Source organism: Pseudomonas fluorescens, assembly GCF_000967965.1.
GTDB classification, from domain to species: Bacteria; Pseudomonadota; Gammaproteobacteria; order Pseudomonadales; family Pseudomonadaceae; genus Aquipseudomonas; species Aquipseudomonas grandcourensis.
The window spans coordinates 199,721-217,644 of record NZ_LACC01000011.1 but is presented as its reverse complement, the minus strand read 5'-3'; the positions used below and the strand labels follow the sequence as shown (position 1 = coordinate 217,644).

16 protein-coding genes are annotated in these 17,924 nt (G+C 61.3%); 7 read left to right on the top strand and 9 right to left on the bottom strand.

Going from position 1 to position 17,924, the window contains the following annotated elements; genetic code table 11:
- Window positions 1–25 precede the first annotated feature (25 nt).
- The gene (locus VC35_RS08020) at window positions 26–733 is read right to left on the bottom strand and encodes a FadR/GntR family transcriptional regulator (protein ID WP_046039540.1); all 708 of its coding nucleotides are present in this window, start codon (window positions 731–733) and stop codon (window positions 26–28) included.
- A gap of 256 nt (window positions 734–989) precedes the next feature.
- Between VC35_RS08020 and VC35_RS08015 the strand changes: the two genes are divergently transcribed.
- The 5 genes from VC35_RS08015 to ppx all read left to right on the top strand — a co-directional run bounded on the left by VC35_RS08015 (window position 990) and on the right by ppx (window position 5,511).
- Window positions 990–1,775, top strand: coding sequence for a transporter substrate-binding domain-containing protein (locus tag VC35_RS08015; RefSeq protein WP_046039044.1), 786 nt, complete (start codon window positions 990–992; stop codon window positions 1,773–1,775).
- 22 nt (window positions 1,776–1,797) lie between these two features.
- Window positions 1,798–2,466 carry an amino acid ABC transporter permease gene (locus VC35_RS08010; RefSeq protein ID WP_046039042.1) on the top strand — a complete coding sequence of 223 codons (669 nt, stop codon included), beginning with the start codon at window positions 1,798–1,800 and terminating at the stop codon, window positions 2,464–2,466.
- Entirely contained in the window at window positions 2,463–3,113 is a 651-nt protein-coding gene (locus tag VC35_RS08005) for an amino acid ABC transporter permease (protein ID WP_046039040.1), read from the top strand. The genes VC35_RS08010 and VC35_RS08005 overlap by 4 nt, the downstream gene beginning before the upstream one ends.
- Window positions 3,100–3,837, top strand: coding sequence for an amino acid ABC transporter ATP-binding protein (locus tag VC35_RS08000; RefSeq protein ID WP_046039039.1), 738 nt, complete (start codon window positions 3,100–3,102; stop codon window positions 3,835–3,837). The genes VC35_RS08005 and VC35_RS08000 overlap by 14 nt, the downstream gene beginning before the upstream one ends.
- 171 nt (window positions 3,838–4,008) lie before the next feature.
- Window positions 4,009–5,511, top strand: coding sequence for an exopolyphosphatase (gene ppx / locus VC35_RS07995; protein WP_046039038.1), 1,503 nt, complete (start codon window positions 4,009–4,011; stop codon window positions 5,509–5,511).
- Window positions 5,512–5,732: 221 nt separating this feature from the next.
- Here the strand turns inward: ppx and ppk1 are convergent, their stop codons facing one another.
- Window positions 5,733–7,955, bottom strand: coding sequence for a polyphosphate kinase 1 (gene ppk1, locus VC35_RS07990; RefSeq protein WP_046039036.1), 2,223 nt, complete (start codon window positions 7,953–7,955; stop codon window positions 5,733–5,735).
- Between the two features lie 18 nt (window positions 7,956–7,973).
- Window positions 7,974–8,987: a porphobilinogen synthase gene (gene hemB / locus VC35_RS07985; RefSeq protein ID WP_046039035.1), complete on the bottom strand. Its 1,014-nt coding sequence runs from the start codon at window positions 8,985–8,987 to the stop codon at window positions 7,974–7,976.
- A gap of 208 nt (window positions 8,988–9,195) precedes the next feature.
- On the opposite strand from hemB, the gene VC35_RS07980 reads away from it, so the two are divergent.
- Entirely contained in the window at window positions 9,196–9,828 is a 633-nt protein-coding gene (locus VC35_RS07980) for a DedA family protein (RefSeq protein ID WP_046039034.1), read from the top strand.
- On the opposite strand, the gene VC35_RS07975 is transcribed toward VC35_RS07980, so the two are convergent.
- Complete coding sequence (locus VC35_RS07975) at window positions 9,809–11,044, bottom strand: sterol desaturase family protein (protein WP_046039033.1); 1,236 nt, start codon at window positions 11,042–11,044, stop codon at window positions 9,809–9,811. The genes VC35_RS07980 and VC35_RS07975 overlap by 20 nt on opposite strands.
- 115 nt (window positions 11,045–11,159) lie before the next feature.
- Between VC35_RS07975 and elbB the strand changes: the two genes are divergently transcribed.
- Window positions 11,160–11,828 carry an isoprenoid biosynthesis glyoxalase ElbB gene (gene elbB, locus VC35_RS07970; protein ID WP_046039031.1) on the top strand — a complete coding sequence of 223 codons (669 nt, stop codon included), beginning with the start codon at window positions 11,160–11,162 and terminating at the stop codon, window positions 11,826–11,828.
- Window positions 11,829–11,950: 122 nt separating this feature from the next.
- Here elbB and VC35_RS07965 read toward each other — a convergent pair whose 3' ends face one another.
- The 5 genes from VC35_RS07965 to VC35_RS07945 form a co-directional block, all read right to left on the bottom strand.
- Window positions 11,951–12,406 carry a YaiI/YqxD family protein gene (locus VC35_RS07965; RefSeq protein ID WP_046039029.1) on the bottom strand — a complete coding sequence of 152 codons (456 nt, stop codon included), beginning with the start codon at window positions 12,404–12,406 and terminating at the stop codon, window positions 11,951–11,953.
- Between the two features lie 109 nt (window positions 12,407–12,515).
- Window positions 12,516–14,414, bottom strand: a complete 1,899-nt coding sequence (locus VC35_RS07960; RefSeq protein ID WP_046039028.1) for an FTR1 family protein — start codon at window positions 14,412–14,414, stop codon at window positions 12,516–12,518.
- Window positions 14,415–14,575: 161 nt separating this feature from the next.
- Complete coding sequence (gene rhtB / locus VC35_RS07955; protein ID WP_007998964.1) at window positions 14,576–15,208, bottom strand: homoserine/homoserine lactone efflux protein; 633 nt, start codon at window positions 15,206–15,208, stop codon at window positions 14,576–14,578.
- A 222-nt stretch (window positions 15,209–15,430) separates the two neighbouring features.
- Entirely contained in the window at window positions 15,431–16,012 is a 582-nt protein-coding gene (locus tag VC35_RS07950; protein WP_046039025.1) for a mechanosensitive ion channel family protein, read from the bottom strand.
- Window positions 16,012–17,922, bottom strand: coding sequence for an ATP-binding cassette domain-containing protein (locus VC35_RS07945; RefSeq protein WP_046039024.1), 1,911 nt, complete (start codon window positions 17,920–17,922; stop codon window positions 16,012–16,014). Before VC35_RS07945 ends, VC35_RS07950 begins: the two co-directional genes overlap by 1 nt.
- Window positions 17,923–17,924 lie beyond the last annotated feature (2 nt).

Genomic DNA, 17,924 nt, shown 5'->3' with positions numbered 1-17,924 from the left:
TTCATGAGTTTGGGTATAGCTCAGGTCATGAAGTGACGGGAGCGATGAACGCGATTCCGGTGCGCAACGCGGCATTGCGTACGTGCTCTTGCATGGCCTTTTGCGCGGCGCCAGACGCCCGGCGAGCCAGCGCACGAAGGATTTTGCGGTGTTCCTGCCAGGTTTCCATGGCCCGCTCGACCCGGATGAACGGTAGCTTCTGGCTTTCCAGGAAGATGTCGGCGCTGGCGGTCAGGATGCTCAGCATCGCCTGATTGCCGCTGGCCAGCAGGATGCGGCGGTGGAATTCGAAATCCAGGCGGGCCGCGGCTTCGAAGTCGCCGGACTTGAGCTCGTTACGCATGGCGGCGACATTGTCTTCCAGCACATCGAGTTCGTCGGTGCTCAAGGTTACGGCCGCCAACCCCGCAGCAAACCCCTCCAGCGCATAGCGCAGTTGAAAGATGTCCAGCGGCGAAGCCTGCGCCGCGAACGGCCAGCCCGGCGCCGCATCGCCTCGCGGCAACTCCACCGGCGATTGCACGAACACGCCTTTACCCGGCTGGATGCTGATGACGCCCAGCGCACTCAGCGATGACAACGCCTCGCGCAACGACGCCCGACTGACCCCCAATTGCACCGCCAGGTCCCGTTGCGAGGGCAAGGCATCCCCAGGCCCGAAGCCCTGTTCGGTAATCAGTTTGCGGATGGCTTGCAGCGCCACTTCAGGTACGGCGCGGGAGATCGAGTTCATGGTTTTCCAGACGAACCAGGCCAATGTGCGCTCAGTTGTAAAGCTATTCGCGACGCCCGGCAAGTCGTGCCCCATGGGGGTTCGGTGATTTTCACGGCTGCGCCATCGGGGTGCGAAACGCAACCTGACTGTTCAGACCAGTAAGACCGTGCGACGCCAGCAAAACCGCGCCCTGGCGCCCTCAAAACCCCATGTTGGCATGGCCCATGCTCTGTCGATCCACAGAAATCACTTCTTGCCGATCCGGAGATTTGCCATGACCCAGCGTTACAGCGCCCTCCTCGCAGCCTTGTTCGCCAGCCTGATGCTGAGCCAGGCACCCGCCCATGCCGACGGTCTGGAGGATGTGGTCAAGCGCGGCGTCCTCAAGGTCGCCGTGCCCCAGGACTTCCCGCCGTTCGGCTCGGTCGGCCCGGACATGAAACCCCGTGGCCTCGATATCGACACCGCAAAACTGCTGGCCGATCAGCTCAAGGTCAAGCTCGAACTGACCCCGGTCAACAGCACCAACCGCATCCCGTTCCTCACCACCGGCAAGGTCGACCTGGTGATCTCCAGCCTCGGCAAGAACCCGGAGCGCGAAAAAGTCATCGACTTCTCCCGCGCCTACGCACCGTTCTACCTCGCCGTGTTCGGTCCGCCAGACGCCGACATCAAGGGCCTGGACGATCTCAAGGGCAAAACCATCAGCGTCACCCGTGGTGCCATCGAAGACATCGAGCTGACCAAGGTCGCCCCCGAAGGCGTGACCATCAAGCGTTTCGAAGACAACAACTCGACCATTGCCGCGTACCTGGCCGGGCAAGTCGACCTGATCGCCAGCGGCAACGTGGTGATGGTTGCCATCAGCGAAAAGAGCCCGAAACGGGTGCCGGCGCTGAAAGTGAAACTCAAGGATTCGCCGGTCTACGTCGGCGTCAACAAGAACGAGCCGGCGCTGCTGGACAAGGTCAACCAGATCCTCGTGACCGCCAAGACTGACGGCGCGCTGGAAAAGAACGCCCTGACCTGGCTGAAAGAGCCGCTGCCGGCCGATCTCTGATTCGGCGCGCTGGAGACGTTTTATGGCTTATCAGTTCGATTTCCTGCCGGTGGTGAACAACACCGACCTGTTGCTGCGCGGTGCGTTGTTCACCCTTGAGCTGACCGCCATCGGCGCTGTGCTCGGCGTGGGGCTGGGCATCGTCGGGGCGCTGGTGCGGGCGTGGAACATCCGGCCTTTCGCGGGGATTTTCGCGGTCTATGTCGAGTTGATCCGCAACACGCCATTCCTGGTGCAGTTATTTTTCATCTTCTTCGGCTTGCCGTCCCTGGGCGTGCAGATTTCCGAATGGCAGGCGGCGGTGCTGGCGATGGTCATCAACCTCGGCGCCTATTCCACCGAGATCATCCGCGCCGGCATCCAGGCAATTCCCCGGGGTCAGCTGGAAGCCGCAGCGGCACTGGCGATGACGCGCTTCGAAGCGTTTCGCCATGTAGTGCTGCTGCCGGCACTGGGCAAAGTCTGGCCGGCCCTGAGCAGCCAGATCATTATCGTCATGCTCGGTTCGGCAGTCTGCTCGCAGATCGCCACCGAAGAGCTGAGTTTCGCCGCCAACTTCATTCAGTCGCGCAACTTCCGCGCCTTTGAAACCTACGCCCTGACCACGCTGCTGTACCTGTGCATGGCGCTGCTGATCCGCCAGTTGCTGAACTGGATCGGCCACCGCTTCATTGCAAGGAGCAGCCGATGAGCGATTTCACCCTCTGGGACATCGTGCGCAACCTGCTCATGGGCCTGCAATGGACGCTAGCGCTGTCGCTGGTGGCGTTCATTGGCGGCGGGCTGATCGGCTTGCTGATCATGGTCATGCGCATCTCGGACAAATCCCTGCCGCGCAGTTTCGCCCGCACTTACATCGAACTGTTCCAGGGCACACCGCTATTGATGCAGCTGTTCCTGGTGTTTTTCGGCGTCGCGTTGGCCGGGATAGAGATTTCGCCGTGGATGGCGGCGGCGATTGCACTGACGTTGTTCACCAGTGCTTATCTGGCGGAGATCTGGCGCGGTTGCGTCGATTCGATTCCCAACGGCCAATGGGAGGCCTCATCGAGCCTGGCGCTGAACCCGCTGGAACAATTGCGCCATGTGATCCTGCCCCAGGCCCTGCGCATCGCCGTGGCGCCGACCGTGGGTTTTTCGGTGCAAGTGGTCAAAGGCACCGCCGTGACCTCGATCATCGGCTTCACCGAGCTGACCAAGACCGGCGGCATGCTCGCCAACGCCACCTTCGAACCGTTCATGGTCTACGGCCTCGTCGCCCTCGGCTACTTCCTGCTGTGCTACCCCTTGTCGCTCAGTGCGCGCTACCTGGAAAGGAGACTGCATGCCTCTGCTTAGAATTTCCGCCCTGCATAAATACTACGGCGATCACCATGTGCTCAAAGGCATCGACCTGAGCATCGAGGAAGGCCAGGTGGTGGCGATCATCGGTCGTAGTGGCTCGGGCAAGTCCACCCTGCTGCGCACTCTCAACGGCCTGGAGTCGATCAACGACGGCGTGATCGAAGTCGACGGCGAGTACCTCGACGCCGCCCGCGCCGACCTGCGCAGCCTGCGGCAGAAAGTCGGGATGGTGTTCCAGCAGTTCAACCTGTTCCCGCACCTGACCGTCGGCGAGAACGTCATGCTCGCGCCGCAAGTGGTGCAGAAAGTGCCAAAAGCCAAGGCCGCCGAACTGGCGCGGCAGATGCTGGAAAGGGTCGGGCTGGGGGAAAAGTTCGATGCTTTCCCTGATCGACTGTCCGGCGGGCAGCAACAGCGGGTGGCGATTGCCCGGGCACTGGCGATGTCGCCGAAGGTTTTGCTATGCGACGAAATCACCTCGGCGCTGGACCCGGAACTGGTCAACGAAGTGCTGAGCGTGGTCCGGCAACTGGCCAGGGAAGGCATGACGCTGATCATGGTCACCCACGAAATGCGCTTCGCCCGGGAGGTTGGGGACAAGTTGGTGTTCATGCACCAGGGCAAGGTGCATGAGACAGGCGATCCGAAGGTGTTGTTCGCCAACCCGCAGACGGCGGAGCTGGCGAATTTCATCGGGACAGTTGAGGCGGCGGGCTGAAGATCATCGGTGCTAATGACGCCACCTTCGCGGGCAAGCCCGCGAAGAGGCCATTTGCATCGCCGCAGGTCCCCCCGTGGTAAAAGATCGCAGCCTTCGGCAGCTCCTACGCGTTGGCGCCAGCCTTTGATCGTGGCACGATGTCGAGGTTATCGACCGAGACCCCAGACCATGCCGCAATCCCAAGCCAAGAATCTGTCCCTGATCGCCGCAATCGACCTGGGCTCCAACAGTTTTCACATGGTCGTGGCCAAGGCCCAGAACGGCGAGATCCGTATTCTCGAGCGTCTCGGGGAGAAGGTTCAGCTGGCCGCCGGTATCGACGAAGAGCGCCATCTCAACGAAGAATCGATGCAACGCGGCCTCGACTGCCTCAAGCGTTTCGCCCAACTGATCAGCGGTATGCCCACCGGCGCCGTTCGCATCGTCGGCACCAACGCCTTGCGTGAAGCCCGCAACCGCGCCGAATTCATCCGTCGCGCCGAAGAAATTCTCGGCCACCCGGTGGAAGTCATTTCCGGCCGTGAAGAAGCGCGCCTGATCTACCTCGGCGTGTCCCACACCCTCGCCGACACCCCCGGCAAACGCCTGGTGGCCGACATCGGCGGCGGCAGTACCGAATTCATCATTGGCCAGCGCTTCGAACCGCTGCTGCGCGAAAGCCTGCAGATGGGTTGCGTCAGCTATACCCAGCGCTATTTCAAGGACGGCAAGATCACCCCGGCCCGTTACGCCCAGGCATACACCGCGGCGCGGCTGGAGATCATGAGCATCGAGCACGCCCTGCACCGCCTGACCTGGGATGAAGCCATTGGCTCCTCGGGCACCATCCGCGCCATCGGTCTGGCGCTGAAGGCTGGCGGCCATGGTACCGGCGAGGTCAACGCCGAAGGCCTGGCCTGGCTCAAGCGCAAACTGATCAAGATGGGCGACGTCGAAAAAATCGATTTCGAAGGTATCAAACCGGATCGCCGGGCGATTTTCCCGGCGGGCCTGGCGATCCTCGAAGCGATCTTCGACTCCCTCGAACTGCAACGCATGGATCACTGCGAAGGCGCCCTGCGCGAAGGCGTGCTCTATGACCTGCTGGGCCGCCATCATCACGAAGACGTGCGCGAACGCACCCTCACTTCGCTGATGGAGCGCTACCACGTCGATCAGGAACAGGCGGTACGGGTCGAGCGCAAGGCACTGCATGCTTTCGACCAAGTGGCCGAGGACTGGGATCTGGAAGACGGCGTCTGGCGCGAACTGCTCGGCTGGGCGGCCAAGGTCCATGAAGTGGGTCTGGACATCGCTCACTACCAGTACCACAAGCACGGCGCCTACCTGATCGAGCACTCGGACCTCGCCGGGTTCTCCCGCGAAGACCAGTTGATGCTCGCGCTGCTGGTACGCGGTCACCGCCGCAATATTCCCAAGGACAGGTTCGCCGATTTCGGCGACGACGGCATCAAGCTGATTCGCCTGTGCGCGCTGCTGCGCTTTGCGATCCTGTTCCACCACATCCGTGGCACCCAGCAAATGCCCCAGGTGGAACTGAACGCCCATGGCAATAGCCTGGAAGTGGTGTTCCCGGAGAACTGGCTGGACGAAAACCAGCTGACGCAGGCCGACTTCGAAATCGAAGCGCAATGGCTGACCCGGGTCGATATCGTGTTGAGCGCTCGCTGAAACACCAGAAATGAAGCCAACCCCTGTGGCGAGGGAGCTTGCTCCCGCTGGGGTGCGAAGCGCCCCCCTCCGCGCTTGCAGGTAATCAGAAAATATCTGGTCACTGATTTTGGGGCTGCTGCGCAGCCCAACGGGAGCAAGCTCCCTCGCCACAGGAATACAGTGAAAACGAAAAAGGGCGATCCATTTGGATCGCCCTTTTTTTGTCTGCCTGATCCGCGTTACCGCACAGCCAGTATCGGACTACCCAAACGCTCCAGCAATGTCGCCTGGGCGCTGCGCGGGTTCTGGTTGCCGGTCGGTGTGTTACGGATGTAACGACCGTCCGACTGCAGGCTCCAGCTGTGGGTGTTATCAGTCAGATACAACTCCAGTTCTTTCTTGACCCGCATGATCAGCTTCTTGCCTTCCACCGGGAAGCAAGTCTCGACGCGCTTGTCGAGGTTGCGTTCCATCCAGTCGGCACTGGACAGGTACATCAGCTCGTCGCCACCGTTGAGGAAGTAGAAGACCCTGGTGTGTTCCAGGAAGCGGCCAATGATCGAACGCACGTGGATGTTATGGGAAACCCCGGCGATGCCTGGCCGCAGGCAGCACATGCCACGCACCACCAGATCGATGCGCACACCTGACTGGCTGGCCTTGTACAACGCGCGGATGATCTTCGGATCGGTCAGCGAGTTGAACTTGGCGATGATGTGCGCCGGTTTGCCGTCGAGGGCGAACTGGGTTTCGCGGGCAATCATGTCGAGCATGCCCTTTTTCAGGGTGAACGGCGCGTGCAGCAGTTTCTTCATGCGCAGCGTCTTACCCATGCCGATCAACTGGCTGAACAGTTTGCCGACGTCTTCGCACAAGGCGTCGTCGGAGGTCAGCAGGCTGTAGTCGGTATACAGGCGGGCGTTGCCGGCGTGGTAGTTACCGGTGCCGAGGTGCGCATAACGCACAATCTCGCCGGCTTCGCGCCGCAAAATCAACATCATCTTGGCGTGGGTCTTGAAGCCGACGACACCGTAGATCACCACCGCACCGGCCGCTTGCAGACGGCTGGCCAGTTGCAGGTTGGACTCTTCGTCGAAGCGCGCGCGCAATTCGATCACCGCCGTGACCTCCTTGCCGTTACGCGCCGCATCCACCAGCGCATCGACGATTTCCGAGTTGGCGCCAGAACGGTACAGGGTCTGGCGCACCGCCAGAACGTGTGGGTCCTTGGCGGCCTGGCGCAGCAGGTCGACCACCGGGGTGAACGACTCGAACGGGTGCAGCAGCAGGATGTCCTGCTTGCTGATCACGCTGAAAATATTCTCGCTGTTCTGCAGCAGTTTCGGAATCTGCGGGGTGAACGGCAGGTATTGCAGTTCGCGCTGACTGTCCAGGCCGGTGATGCTGAACAGCCGCGTCAGGTTCACCGGGCCGTTGACCTGATACAACTCCGTCTCGCTCAGGTTGAATTGCTTGAGCAGGTAGTCGGACAGATGTTTCGGGCAGGTGTCGGCCACTTCCAGACGCACCGCATCGCCATAGCGACGGGAGAACAGTTCGCCGCGCAAGGCGCGGGCCAGGTCTTCGACGTCTTCGGAGTCCAGCGCCAGGTCGGCGTTACGGGTCAGGCGGAACTGGTAGCAGCCCTTGACCTTCATGCCCTGGAACAGGTCATCGGCGTGGGCGTGGATCATCGACGACAGGAATACATAGTTGTCGCCAGCGCCGCCGACTTCTTCCGGCACCTTGATGATGCGCGGCAGCAGGCGTGGCGCCGGGATGATCGCCAGACCGGAATCGCGGCCAAAGGCGTCGATGCCTTCGAGCTCGACGATGAAGTTCAGGCTCTTGTTCACCAGCAACGGGAACGGGTGCGTCGGGTCGAGACCGATCGGGGTGATGATCGGTGCGATCTCGTCACGGAAATAGCGGCGGACCCAGGTCTTGAGCTTGGTCGTCCAGTTGCGGCGACGGATGAAGCGGACCTGATGTTTTTCCAGCTCCGGCAACAGAATGTCGTTGAGGATCGCGTACTGGCGATCGACGTGACCGTGGACCAGTTCGCTGATGCGTGCCAGCGCCTGATGCGGCTGCAGACCATCGGCGCCGGCCTGTTCACGGGCGAAGGTGATCTGCTTCTTGAGGCCGGCGACACGAATCTCGAAGAACTCGTCCAGGTTGCTGGAGAAGATCAACAGAAACTTCAGCCGCTCCAGCAATGGATAGGACTCGTCCAGCGCCTGCTCCAGCACGCGGATGTTGAACTGCAGTTGCGAGAGCTCGCGGTGGATGTACAGGCTGCTGTCATCCAGGCCGGGAATGGCCAGCACTGGCGCTGTCACGGCGGTTTCGACGACCGCCGCGGGCGGAGCTGGCTCCAGCTCCGGCGGGGTCTCTTCGACTTGCTCCACCACAGGTTGAGCGTCTTTTACGGCAACTTCAGTGAGTACTTCGGTATTCATCGAATGTTCCTGGGAGGGCTATTTTTGCTCTCGTAACAATTGAGCGGCACGAACGGCAAAGTACGTCAGGATGCCATCAGCCCCTGCACGTTTGAAAGCGGTCAAGGACTCGAGGATAACCCCTTCGCTCAACCAGCCATTCTGGATCGCCGCCATGTGCATGGCGTATTCGCCGCTGACTTGATAAACAAACGTCGGCACTTTGAACTCTTCTTTTACCCGGCACAGGATGTCCAGGTACGGCATGCCCGGCTTGACCATGACCATGTCTGCACCTTCTGACAAGTCCGCCGCCACTTCGTGCAGGGCTTCGTTGCTGTTGGCCGGGTCCATCTGATAGGAGGCCTTGTTGGCCTTGCCCAGGTTCAGCGCCGAACCGACCGCATCGCGGAACGGGCCGTAATAGGCACTGGCGTACTTGGCCGAGTAGGCCATGATCCGCACATTGACGTGACCGGCCACTTCGAGGGCTTCGCGGATCGCCTGGATGCGACCGTCCATCATGTCCGATGGAGCCACGACCTGAGCGCCGGCTTCGGCGTGGGACAGGGCTTGCCTGACCAGTGCGTCGACGGTGATGTCGTTCTGCACGTAGCCTTCTTCATCAAGAATGCCGTCCTGGCCGTGGGTGGTGAACGGGTCCAGGGCGACGTCGGTGATCACGCCCAGCTCAGGGAATCGTGCACGTAGCGCACGGGTCGCGCGCTGGGCGATACCTTCGGGGTTCCACGCTTCAGCGGCGTCCAGGGACTTGAGTTCCGCGGGTGTCACCGGGAACAGCGCCAGCGCCGGAATCCCCAGTTCGACCCACTTGGCCGCTTCTTCCAGCAACAGGTCGATGGTCAGGCGTTCGACGCCCGGCATCGAAGCCACCGCTTCGCGACGGTTTTCACCGTCCAGAACGAACACCGGCAGGATCAGGTCATCGACGGTCAGGACGTTTTCACGGACCAGACGACGCGAGAAGTCGTCACGACGATTGCGGCGCAGGCGGGTTGCGGGGAACAAACGGTTGGCGGGGGTAAAGCTCACGGCAGACTCCTGAGCCCGCGCTTACGGGCGAGCGTGACAGTTATAAGCGGCCATTATGACGAACGTATTACAGTTGTGTGCACCCCTGTGACAGGTAGCCGCATTCCATTGTCATTGTAGGAAATGTTCACGTCGAGACACATTTGGACACTTTCCTGAATGTGTCCGAAGGGTTAGGCTGCGCGTTCATTTCGCCAGCACCCAGACAATGCTCCAACAATTTCTGCATGACTTCGGCTACTTTGCCCTTTTTCTAGGCACGTTCTTCGAAGGCGAAACCATTCTGGTACTCGCGGGCTTCCTCGCGTTCCGTGGATACATGGACATCAACCTGGTGGTGGTCGTGGCCTTCTTCGGCAGCTATGCCGGCGACCAGCTGTGGTATTTCCTGGGGCGCAAGCACGGCCGCAAGTTGCTAGCGCGCAAGCCGCGTTGGCAAATGATGGGTGACCGGGCGCTGGAACACATTCGCAAGCATCCGGACATCTGGGTATTGAGCTTCCGTTTCGTCTACGGTTTACGCACGGTGATGCCGGTGGCCATCGGGCTGTCAGGCTATCCGCCGGGCCGTTACCTGCTGCTCAACGGAATTGGTGCAGCGATCTGGGCCGCAGCCCTGGCAGCGGCCGCGTACCATTTCGGCGCAGTGCTCGAAGGCATGCTCGGCAGTGTGAAGAAGTACGAACTCTGGGTGCTCGGTGCACTGCTGGTCCTGGGCTTCGTGCTGTGGCTGCGCCGGCGCTTCAAGAATGCCCGCCTGGCCAAGCAGGTCTACGCCGACGAACAAGCCCTGAAAGCTACGCGGACCAACACCGAAGGCCCTACGACGCCAACCGAGTGATGCGGTTCCTGCAACAGTAGAGACCGACGCCGCTCAACAGGCTGTAGCTGAGCAGGCCGACCCAGCCCACCGCGCTGGCCGGCCACAGCCCCACCATCGGGGCCAGCCATGCCAATGGCAGGTTCGACGCCAGCCGCACCAGCTCCAGCTTCAACGCCCTCGGGCGATTCTCCAGGGCTACGCCCAGCACAAACAGACCGAACGCCACCGCTCCCCAACCCAACACCAGGGCGGCGACTGGCAGCTTCGGTTCAAGATTCATCAGGTAACTGCCCAGCGCGATATAGACGCAGAACTGCAAGAGGACGTAGAGCTGCTGACGCCCGTCCAGCGCCACCTCGAATTTACGGAACTGGCTCAGGTCCGGCTTGTTCATCGGGTATCTGGCCGCCACGTCCGCCGGGCGCCAGCCGGTGCGCATGAACCAGATCCGTAGCTTATCCCAGGTGCTTTCGGCACGCCGCGCATCGGCCCACAACTGCGCATAGAACTGCACGTTCGCCCACACGGGGTTCCAGCTCGCCAGCGGCGTGGTCACGCCGAAGATCACCGGCTCGTTGTCGTCTTCTTCCTGGAACGAACCGAACAAACGGTCCCAGATAATGAACACACCGCCGTAGTTGCGATCCATGTAGAGAGCGTTCTGTGCATGGTGGGCCCGATGATTGGACGGCGTGACAAAGAACCATTCGAACCAGCCAAGCTTGGGAATGTGCCGGGTGTGCACCCAGAACTGGTACAGCAGGTTCAGCGCCGCGACACTGACGAACACCAGCAGCGGCACGCCGGACACCGCCATCGGCAGGTAGAAGATCCAGCCCAACAAGAATCCGGTACTGGTCTGGCGCAACGCCGTGGACAGGTTGTAGTCCTCGCTCTGGTGATGCACCGAATGGGCGGCCCAGAGGATGTTGCGCTCGTGGCCCATGCGATGCAGCCAGTAGTAGCAGAAATCGTAGAAGACAAAGGCAAACACCCAGGTCCAGACGCTGTCGGCCGACAGTTCGAACAGCGCCAGGTGCTTGAGGGCAAAGGCGTAGGTCACCAGTCCCACACCCTTGGTCAACAGACCCGTGGTGGTCGACAGCACGCCGGTGCTGATGCTGTTGATCGCGTCCGCCACCCGATAATTGCTTACCCCGCGCCAACGGTCCGCCAGCAACTCGACGGCTATCAGAAAAAAGAAAAACGGCACTGCATACAGAATGAAGTCCATGACGCGCCCTGATCGGAATCTTGAGGACAGATGCTATGTGCAGCCGCGAATTAACCCTATGGCAACGCGGGACAAATTAGTGGACATTTAACGCCATGAATCTGGAGAAAAGCCCATGAGCAAAAAAGTTGCAGTGATCCTTTCCGGTTGTGGCGTGTACGACGGCGCCGAGCTCCACGAGAGCGTCATCACCCTGCTGCGTCTGGACCAGCGCGGGGCCCAGGTGCAGTGTTTCGCACCGAACATCGCGCAATTGCATGTGATTAACCACCTGACCGGCGAAGAAATGCCCGAATCGCGCAACGTGCTGGTGGAATCGGCGCGGATTGCCCGGGGCAACATCAAGGATATCCGTGAAGCGAACATCGATGAGTTCGATGCGCTGATCGTGCCCGGCGGCTTCGGCTCGGCCAAGAACCTGTCCAACTTCGCCATCGAAGGCGCCGGCTGCACCGTTCAACCGGATGTCCTGGCACTGACCGAAGCCTTTGCCGAGGCCGGCAAACCGGTGGGGTTGATGTGCATCTCCCCCGCCCTGGCGGCAAAGATCTACGGCCCTGGCGTCATCTGCACCATTGGCAACGACACCGACACGGCTGCCGCGATGAACAAGATGGGCGCGACCCATACCGATTGTGCGGTCAGTGAGATCGTCGAGGATAAGGCACGCAAACTGGTGAGCACACCGGCCTATATGCTGGCGCAATCGATCAGTGAAGCGGCTTCAGGCATTAACAAACTGGTCGACCGTGTGCTCGAACTGACCCACGAAAACGACGCCTGATACTGTTCAGAACTGTAGGAGCGAGCTTGCTCGAGAAAGACGTGAGAGCGCCGCGTTCATCCAGCCAGCACTCGTCATCGTTGACGTCCATCGTCGGATCGCCGCCCGGAGCAAGCTCGCTCCTACAGTTTGCGGGCCAGCCGGGTGAGAATCCGGTCCAGCGCATTGGCAAACGCCTGCTTCTCACGGTCGCCAAACGGTGCGGGCCCACCACCCATTTGCCCCTGTTCGCGCAAATCAGTGAACAGGTTGCGAACCGCCAGCCGCTCGCCCATGTTCTGCGCATCAAACTCCTTGCCCCGTGGGTCGAGCGCTGCCACGCCCTTCTTCACCAGACGATCGGCCAGCGGCACATCGCTGCAGATCACCAGCTCACCGGGTACTGCGTGTTCCACCAGGTAGTCATCGGCCGCATCCGGTCCGCTCGGCACCACGATCAGCTTGACCAGTGCCAGCCCCGGTTTGGTCTGCGGTTGCCCGGCCACCAGCACCACTTCGAACTGGCGCTTGAGGGCGAACTTCACCACCAGATCCTTGGCTGCCCGCGGGCAGGCGTCGGCATCGATCCACACACGCATTGAATTTTCCTCTGTTGAAAAGCATCGCGGGCAAGCCACGTTCCCACAGGTTAACGCTAAACCTGTGGGAGCGTGGCTTGCCCGCGAAAGTGAGCGCAGCGAATGCCGTTTAAGAAACCTGCACCCGCTGCCTCTCAACCACCCGGCTACGACCGTACAACACGACAATCGCAATGATCGCCACAGCCTGGGCGCTCAACGAATACGCATCGGTATGGATCCCCAGCCATTCAAAGTCAAAGAACGGCACCGGCCGCGTGCCGAAAATCCCGGCTTCCTGCAGCGCTTTCACGCCATGCCCGGCAAACACCACCGACAAGGCGCACAAAAGACCGGCGTTGATGCTGAAGAACAGCGCCAGCGGCAACTTCGCCGAACCGCGCAAAATCACCCAGGCCAGGCCGACCAGCAGCACCAGCGCCGTGGCCCCACCAGCCAGCACCGCGTTGTGCCCTGCGGGGCCTGCCTGCAACCACAGGGTTTCGTAGAACAGGATCACTTCGAACAGTTCGCGATACACCGAGAAGAACGCCAGGGTCGCAAAACCGAAACGCCCGCCGCCGCCCACCAGGCTGCTCTTGATGTAATCCTGCCAGGCCGCCGCGTGACGACGATCGTGCATCCACACGCCCAGCCACAGCACCATGACGCTGGCAAACAACGCTGTCGCGCCTTCCAGCAACTCGCGCTGCGAACCGCTGACATCAATCACATAGGCTGCCAGCGCCCAGGTGCCCAGCCCCGCCACAAACGCCAGGCCCCAGCCGACGTTAACGCTGCGCACTGCCGTTTGTTGGCCTGTGTTACGCAGGAAAGCAAGGATCGCCGCCAGCACCAGAATCGCTTCCAGACCTTCGCGCAGCAAAATCAGCAGGCCGGAAATGTAACTCAGCGACCAGCTCAAACCCTCGTTGCCCAACAGGCCGGCCGATGCCTTCAACTTGCCCTTGGTCACGTCCAGACGCTGCTCGACCTCGCTCACCGGCAGGCCGTCCTGCAACGATTGACGGTAGGCCATCAGGGATTTTTCAGTGTCTTTGCGCACGTTGGCGTCAATGTTATCCAGCGAGCTCTCAACCAGCTCGAAGCCTTCCAGATACGCCGCTACCGATAAGTCATAAGCCTGATCATGCTCACCGGCACGATACGCCGCGATGCTCTTGTCCAGAGTGGCTGCGGTGTAGTCGAGCAGTTGCGCCGGGCCACGCTTGACCTGGGGCGGTTGCGCCCGCTGGGCACGGAAGGTCGCGGCGGCTTGCGGGCCTTCGGCGGCCTGTACTTCGGTCGGGGTCTGACGAGCGAGGTCGGCGATGTTGTAAGTCTTTTCAGCCTTGGCCGTCGCCGGGTCAACACTGAAGCTGGCGATATAGGTGGCCAGGTCCCAGCGCTGACGATCATCCAGTTGATCGGCAAAGGCAGGCATGTCAGTCCCTTCGACGCCCTGACCCAAGGTGCTGTAGATCGCGTAGAGGCTCAGTCGATCCAGTCGTGTGGTATCACGCAGATTGGATGGCGGAGGCGTCATGCCGACACCTGCCGGGCCGTCGCCGGCCCCTGTATCGCCGTGGCAGACCGAGCAATGCTGAGCGTACAGCGGCGCGCCACGCGCCGGGTCCGGTGTAATGACCGGAGCCTGGCTGACTTCATAGGCCACGGCCAGCTTCGCGCCCAGTTGTCGGGCCTGGCGAGTGACCTCGGTCCCCTCCTGACGGGCGCTGATGGAATTTCCCAGCGCGGCCAGGCTTTGCTCCAGCACGGCTTTTTCCGGCTTGGCCGGCATGGCTGCAATCAGACTGCCCAGTGTCTTGACCGATTCTTGCTGCGCGCGAAATCCGGCCTGGTCCGTGATGCTGCCCGCCTGCACCGTGTCCGGGTAATCCTCGCCGATGTAATCGAGCAAGTGCAGCGCCTGCGGCGCACCTTCGGCGGGAGCGGCCAGTAGCTGAAAACTGCACGCAGCCAACAGCGGCAGCAACAGCCACGCAAGAAAACGGGAGGGGGGAATCATGAATGAATCTCAATTGGAAATGCGAAGTTACATATTGTTAACGCCTGACGGGTTTCGCTCAAGCTTTGTTGATACTTCTTCGTAATTGCATTGGATTCTGGAATTGCTCCCCCAAATGAAAAAGGCGACCTCCAGGGTCGCCTTTTTTGTAAGTCGCCGTTTTACACAGCAGCCCTGCGCAACGTCGCCATGAACGCCGCCGCCCCGATGAACAGCCCGGCAAAGGTGCGGTTCATGCGTTTTTGCTGTTTCGGTGTGCGCAACAGACGCAGCACTTTAGACGCCAGACCGGTATACCCGGCCATCACGATCAGGTCGACGCAGACCATGGTCACGCCGATCACCAGATACTGAATCAGCAGCGGAGCATGGGGGTCGATGAACTGCGGCAGCACCGCCAGCATGAACACCAGCGCCTTGGGGTTGCTGATGTTCACCAGAAAACCACGGAACACCAGGGCCATCGGCTTGCCGATCTGGCGCACTGCCGCGTCATCGCTCATATCGCTGGGCAGCGCGCGCCATTGCTTGATCGCGAGGTAAACCAGGTACGCCACGCCAAACCATTTGATGGCGTAGAAGGCTGTGGCCGACGCAGTAAGAATGGCGCCGACACCGGCACCGACGATGGCGATCTGTAAAGCCAGGCCCAGTTGCAGGCCCAGGGCGTTCCAGTAGCCGCGCCAGAAACCGTATTGCAGGCCGCTGGACATCGACGCAATGGCGCCGGCACCGGGGGACAGGCTGATCACCCAGCAGGCGGCAAAAAACGCCAGCCATGTTTGAAGCTCCATTGCACACCTCGACTCAGACTCGTGACAGACGTCTAAGCTAATGCGGCTTTGATTGGATGACTACCGATTTTTTGTAGGACATGGCGACGGCCGACTTGAGACCCCCATCGCGAGCAAGCTCGCTCCCACAGGGATCTGCTGCGGACGCAATATCCGGGTGCTACACAAGACACTGTGGGAGCGAGCTTGCTCGCGATGGCGGTGTATCAGTCAGCTGAAGGCTTACTTTTCAAACCCACTGGAAGGAAACACATCCGTCCCGCGCCAGCGTCGCACCGAGCGCTGGAAGAACAAACTGTTGGGCACCTGCACCATGGCGCTGCCAGTGCCGAGTTCTTCGGCCTCGATCAGCGTGGTGTAAAGAAGATTGATCGCTACCACTCGGCCTTTGACGCCGGGCTTGTCGGTGGTATCCACCAACTCGACCACGTCACCTATGCGGAACGGGCCGACGGTAAAGATCAGGATCGCGCACAGCAGGTTCGAGAGCACGCTCCACATGGCGAAAAACGCCACCGCCGCGACTGCGACGAAACCGGACAACGCGGTCCAGAGCACCGTGGCCGATACACCGAGTCGCTCCAGGACGAAAATCAGCGCGCTGCCCATGATCAGCCAGCGCAATCCGCCCCGTAGCGGCATCAGCAACTGCGGCGGAAACGGGTAACGCTCACCGAGGCGGGTCAGGCCTTTGGCGACGAATCGCTGGGTGAAGTAGCCGGCGAGCAGGATCAGCAGGATTTGCACGCCAAGCCAGATCGGCTCGACCCACACCGCCGGCAACGGCAGCTTGAAGGCGTCCATCAGGACAGTGCCTCCAGCTCCGCCTGCATGCCTTCCAGCAATTCCAGGGCTTCCATCCACGCTTCCTCCAGCTCCGCCTCACGCACCTTCAGCTTGGCCTGTTCGGCTAGCAGATCACGCAATTCGCTCTTGCGCGCCGGCTCGTAGATATCGCTGTCGCCGAGGCTGGTATCGACCTTCGCCAATTTTTCGTGGAGCTTGCCGAGCTCGGCTTCAAGCTTGTCAGCTTCGCGCTTGTGCGGTGCCAGTTGCTGGCGCAACGCAGCAGCAGCCTGACGCTGGGCTTTCTTGTCGGTCTTGTCCGGGTTGACCGGCGTGTTGCTGACCGGGGCGTTGCGCTGGCGATACTCCACCAGCCAGCGGGTGTAGTCCTCCAGGTCGCCGTCGAACTCTTCGACTTTGCCGTCCGCCACCAGATAGAAGTTGTCGGTGGTGCTTTTGAGCAAGTGGCGATCGTGAGAGACCACCAGTACCGCACCACTGAATTCCTGTAGGGCCATGGTCAGCGCCAGGCGCATTTCCAGGTCCAGGTGGTTGGTCGGTTCGTCGAGCAGCAACAGGTTCGGTCGGTCCCAAGCGATCAAGGCCAACGCCAGGCGTGCCTTCTCGCCACCGGAGAAATTCAGTACCGGCTCGTCGATTCGCGCGCCACGGAAGTCGAAACCGCCGAGGAAGTCGCGCAGGGTCTGTTCGCGTTCGGTCGGAGCCAGGCGCTGCACGTGCAGCAACGGGCTGGCCTTGGAGTCCAGAGAATCGAGTTGATGCTGGGCGAAGTAACCGACCACGGTGTTCTCGCCACGGGTCAAGCGGCCGGCCAATGGCGACAGCTCACCGGCAAGGTTCTTGATCAGGGTCGATTTACCGGCGCCGTTCGGGCCGAGCAGACCGATTCGCGCACCCGGGGTCAGTTGCAGCTTGACCTTCTCCAGCACGGCTTTGTCGCCGTAACCCAGACGGGCATCGGACAGGTCGATCAGCGGACTGGAAATTTTCTGTGATTCACGGAAAACGAAATCGAACGGCGAGTCGACGTGGGCAGCGGTCAACTCTTCCATCCGCTCCAGGGCCTTGATCCGGCTCTGGGCCTGACGGGCCTTGGTGGCCTGGGCCTTGAAGCGGGCGATGTAGCTTTCCATGTGCGCACGTTGCACCTGCTGCTTCTCGTACGCCTGCTGTTGCTGGGCCAGGCGTTCGGCACGGGCGCGCTCGAAGGCGCTGTAGCCACCGCGGTACAGGGTGATCTTGCGCTGATCGACGTGGGCTATGTGGTCGACCACGGCATCGAGGAAATCCCGGTCGTGGGAAATCAGCATCAAGGTGCCGGGATAACTCTTGAGCCACTCTTCGAGCCAGATGATGGCGTCGAGATCGAGGTGGTTGGTCGGTTCGTCGAGCAGCAGCAGGTCCGATGGGCACATCAGGGCCTGCGCCAGGTTCAGGCGCATCCGCCAGCCACCGGAGAAATCCCCGACCTGGCGATCCATCTGCTCGTTGGTGAACCCAAGTCCGGCCAGCAACTTGCGCGCCCGGGCGTCGGCGGTGTAACCGTCGGCGCTGTCGAGTTCCGAGTGCAGGCGGGCCTGAGCGGCACCGTCATGGGCCGCTTCGGCTACCGCCAGGTCGCGTTGCACCTGGCGCAGGCGCAGGTCGCCATCGAGCACGTAGTCGACCGCCAGGCGCTCGAGGGTGTCGACCTCCTGGCGCATGTGGGCGATACGCCAGTCGGCCGGCAGGAAGCAATCACCCGAGTCCGGGTGCAGCTCACCCCGAAGCAAGGCGAACAGGCTCGATTTGCCGGCGCCGTTGGCACCGATGAGGCCGGCTTTCTGGCCGGCGTGCAGCGTCAGCTCGGCGTCTTCTAGCAGACGTTGCGGGCCACGCTGTAAAGTCAGGTTCTGAAGTCGAATCATAA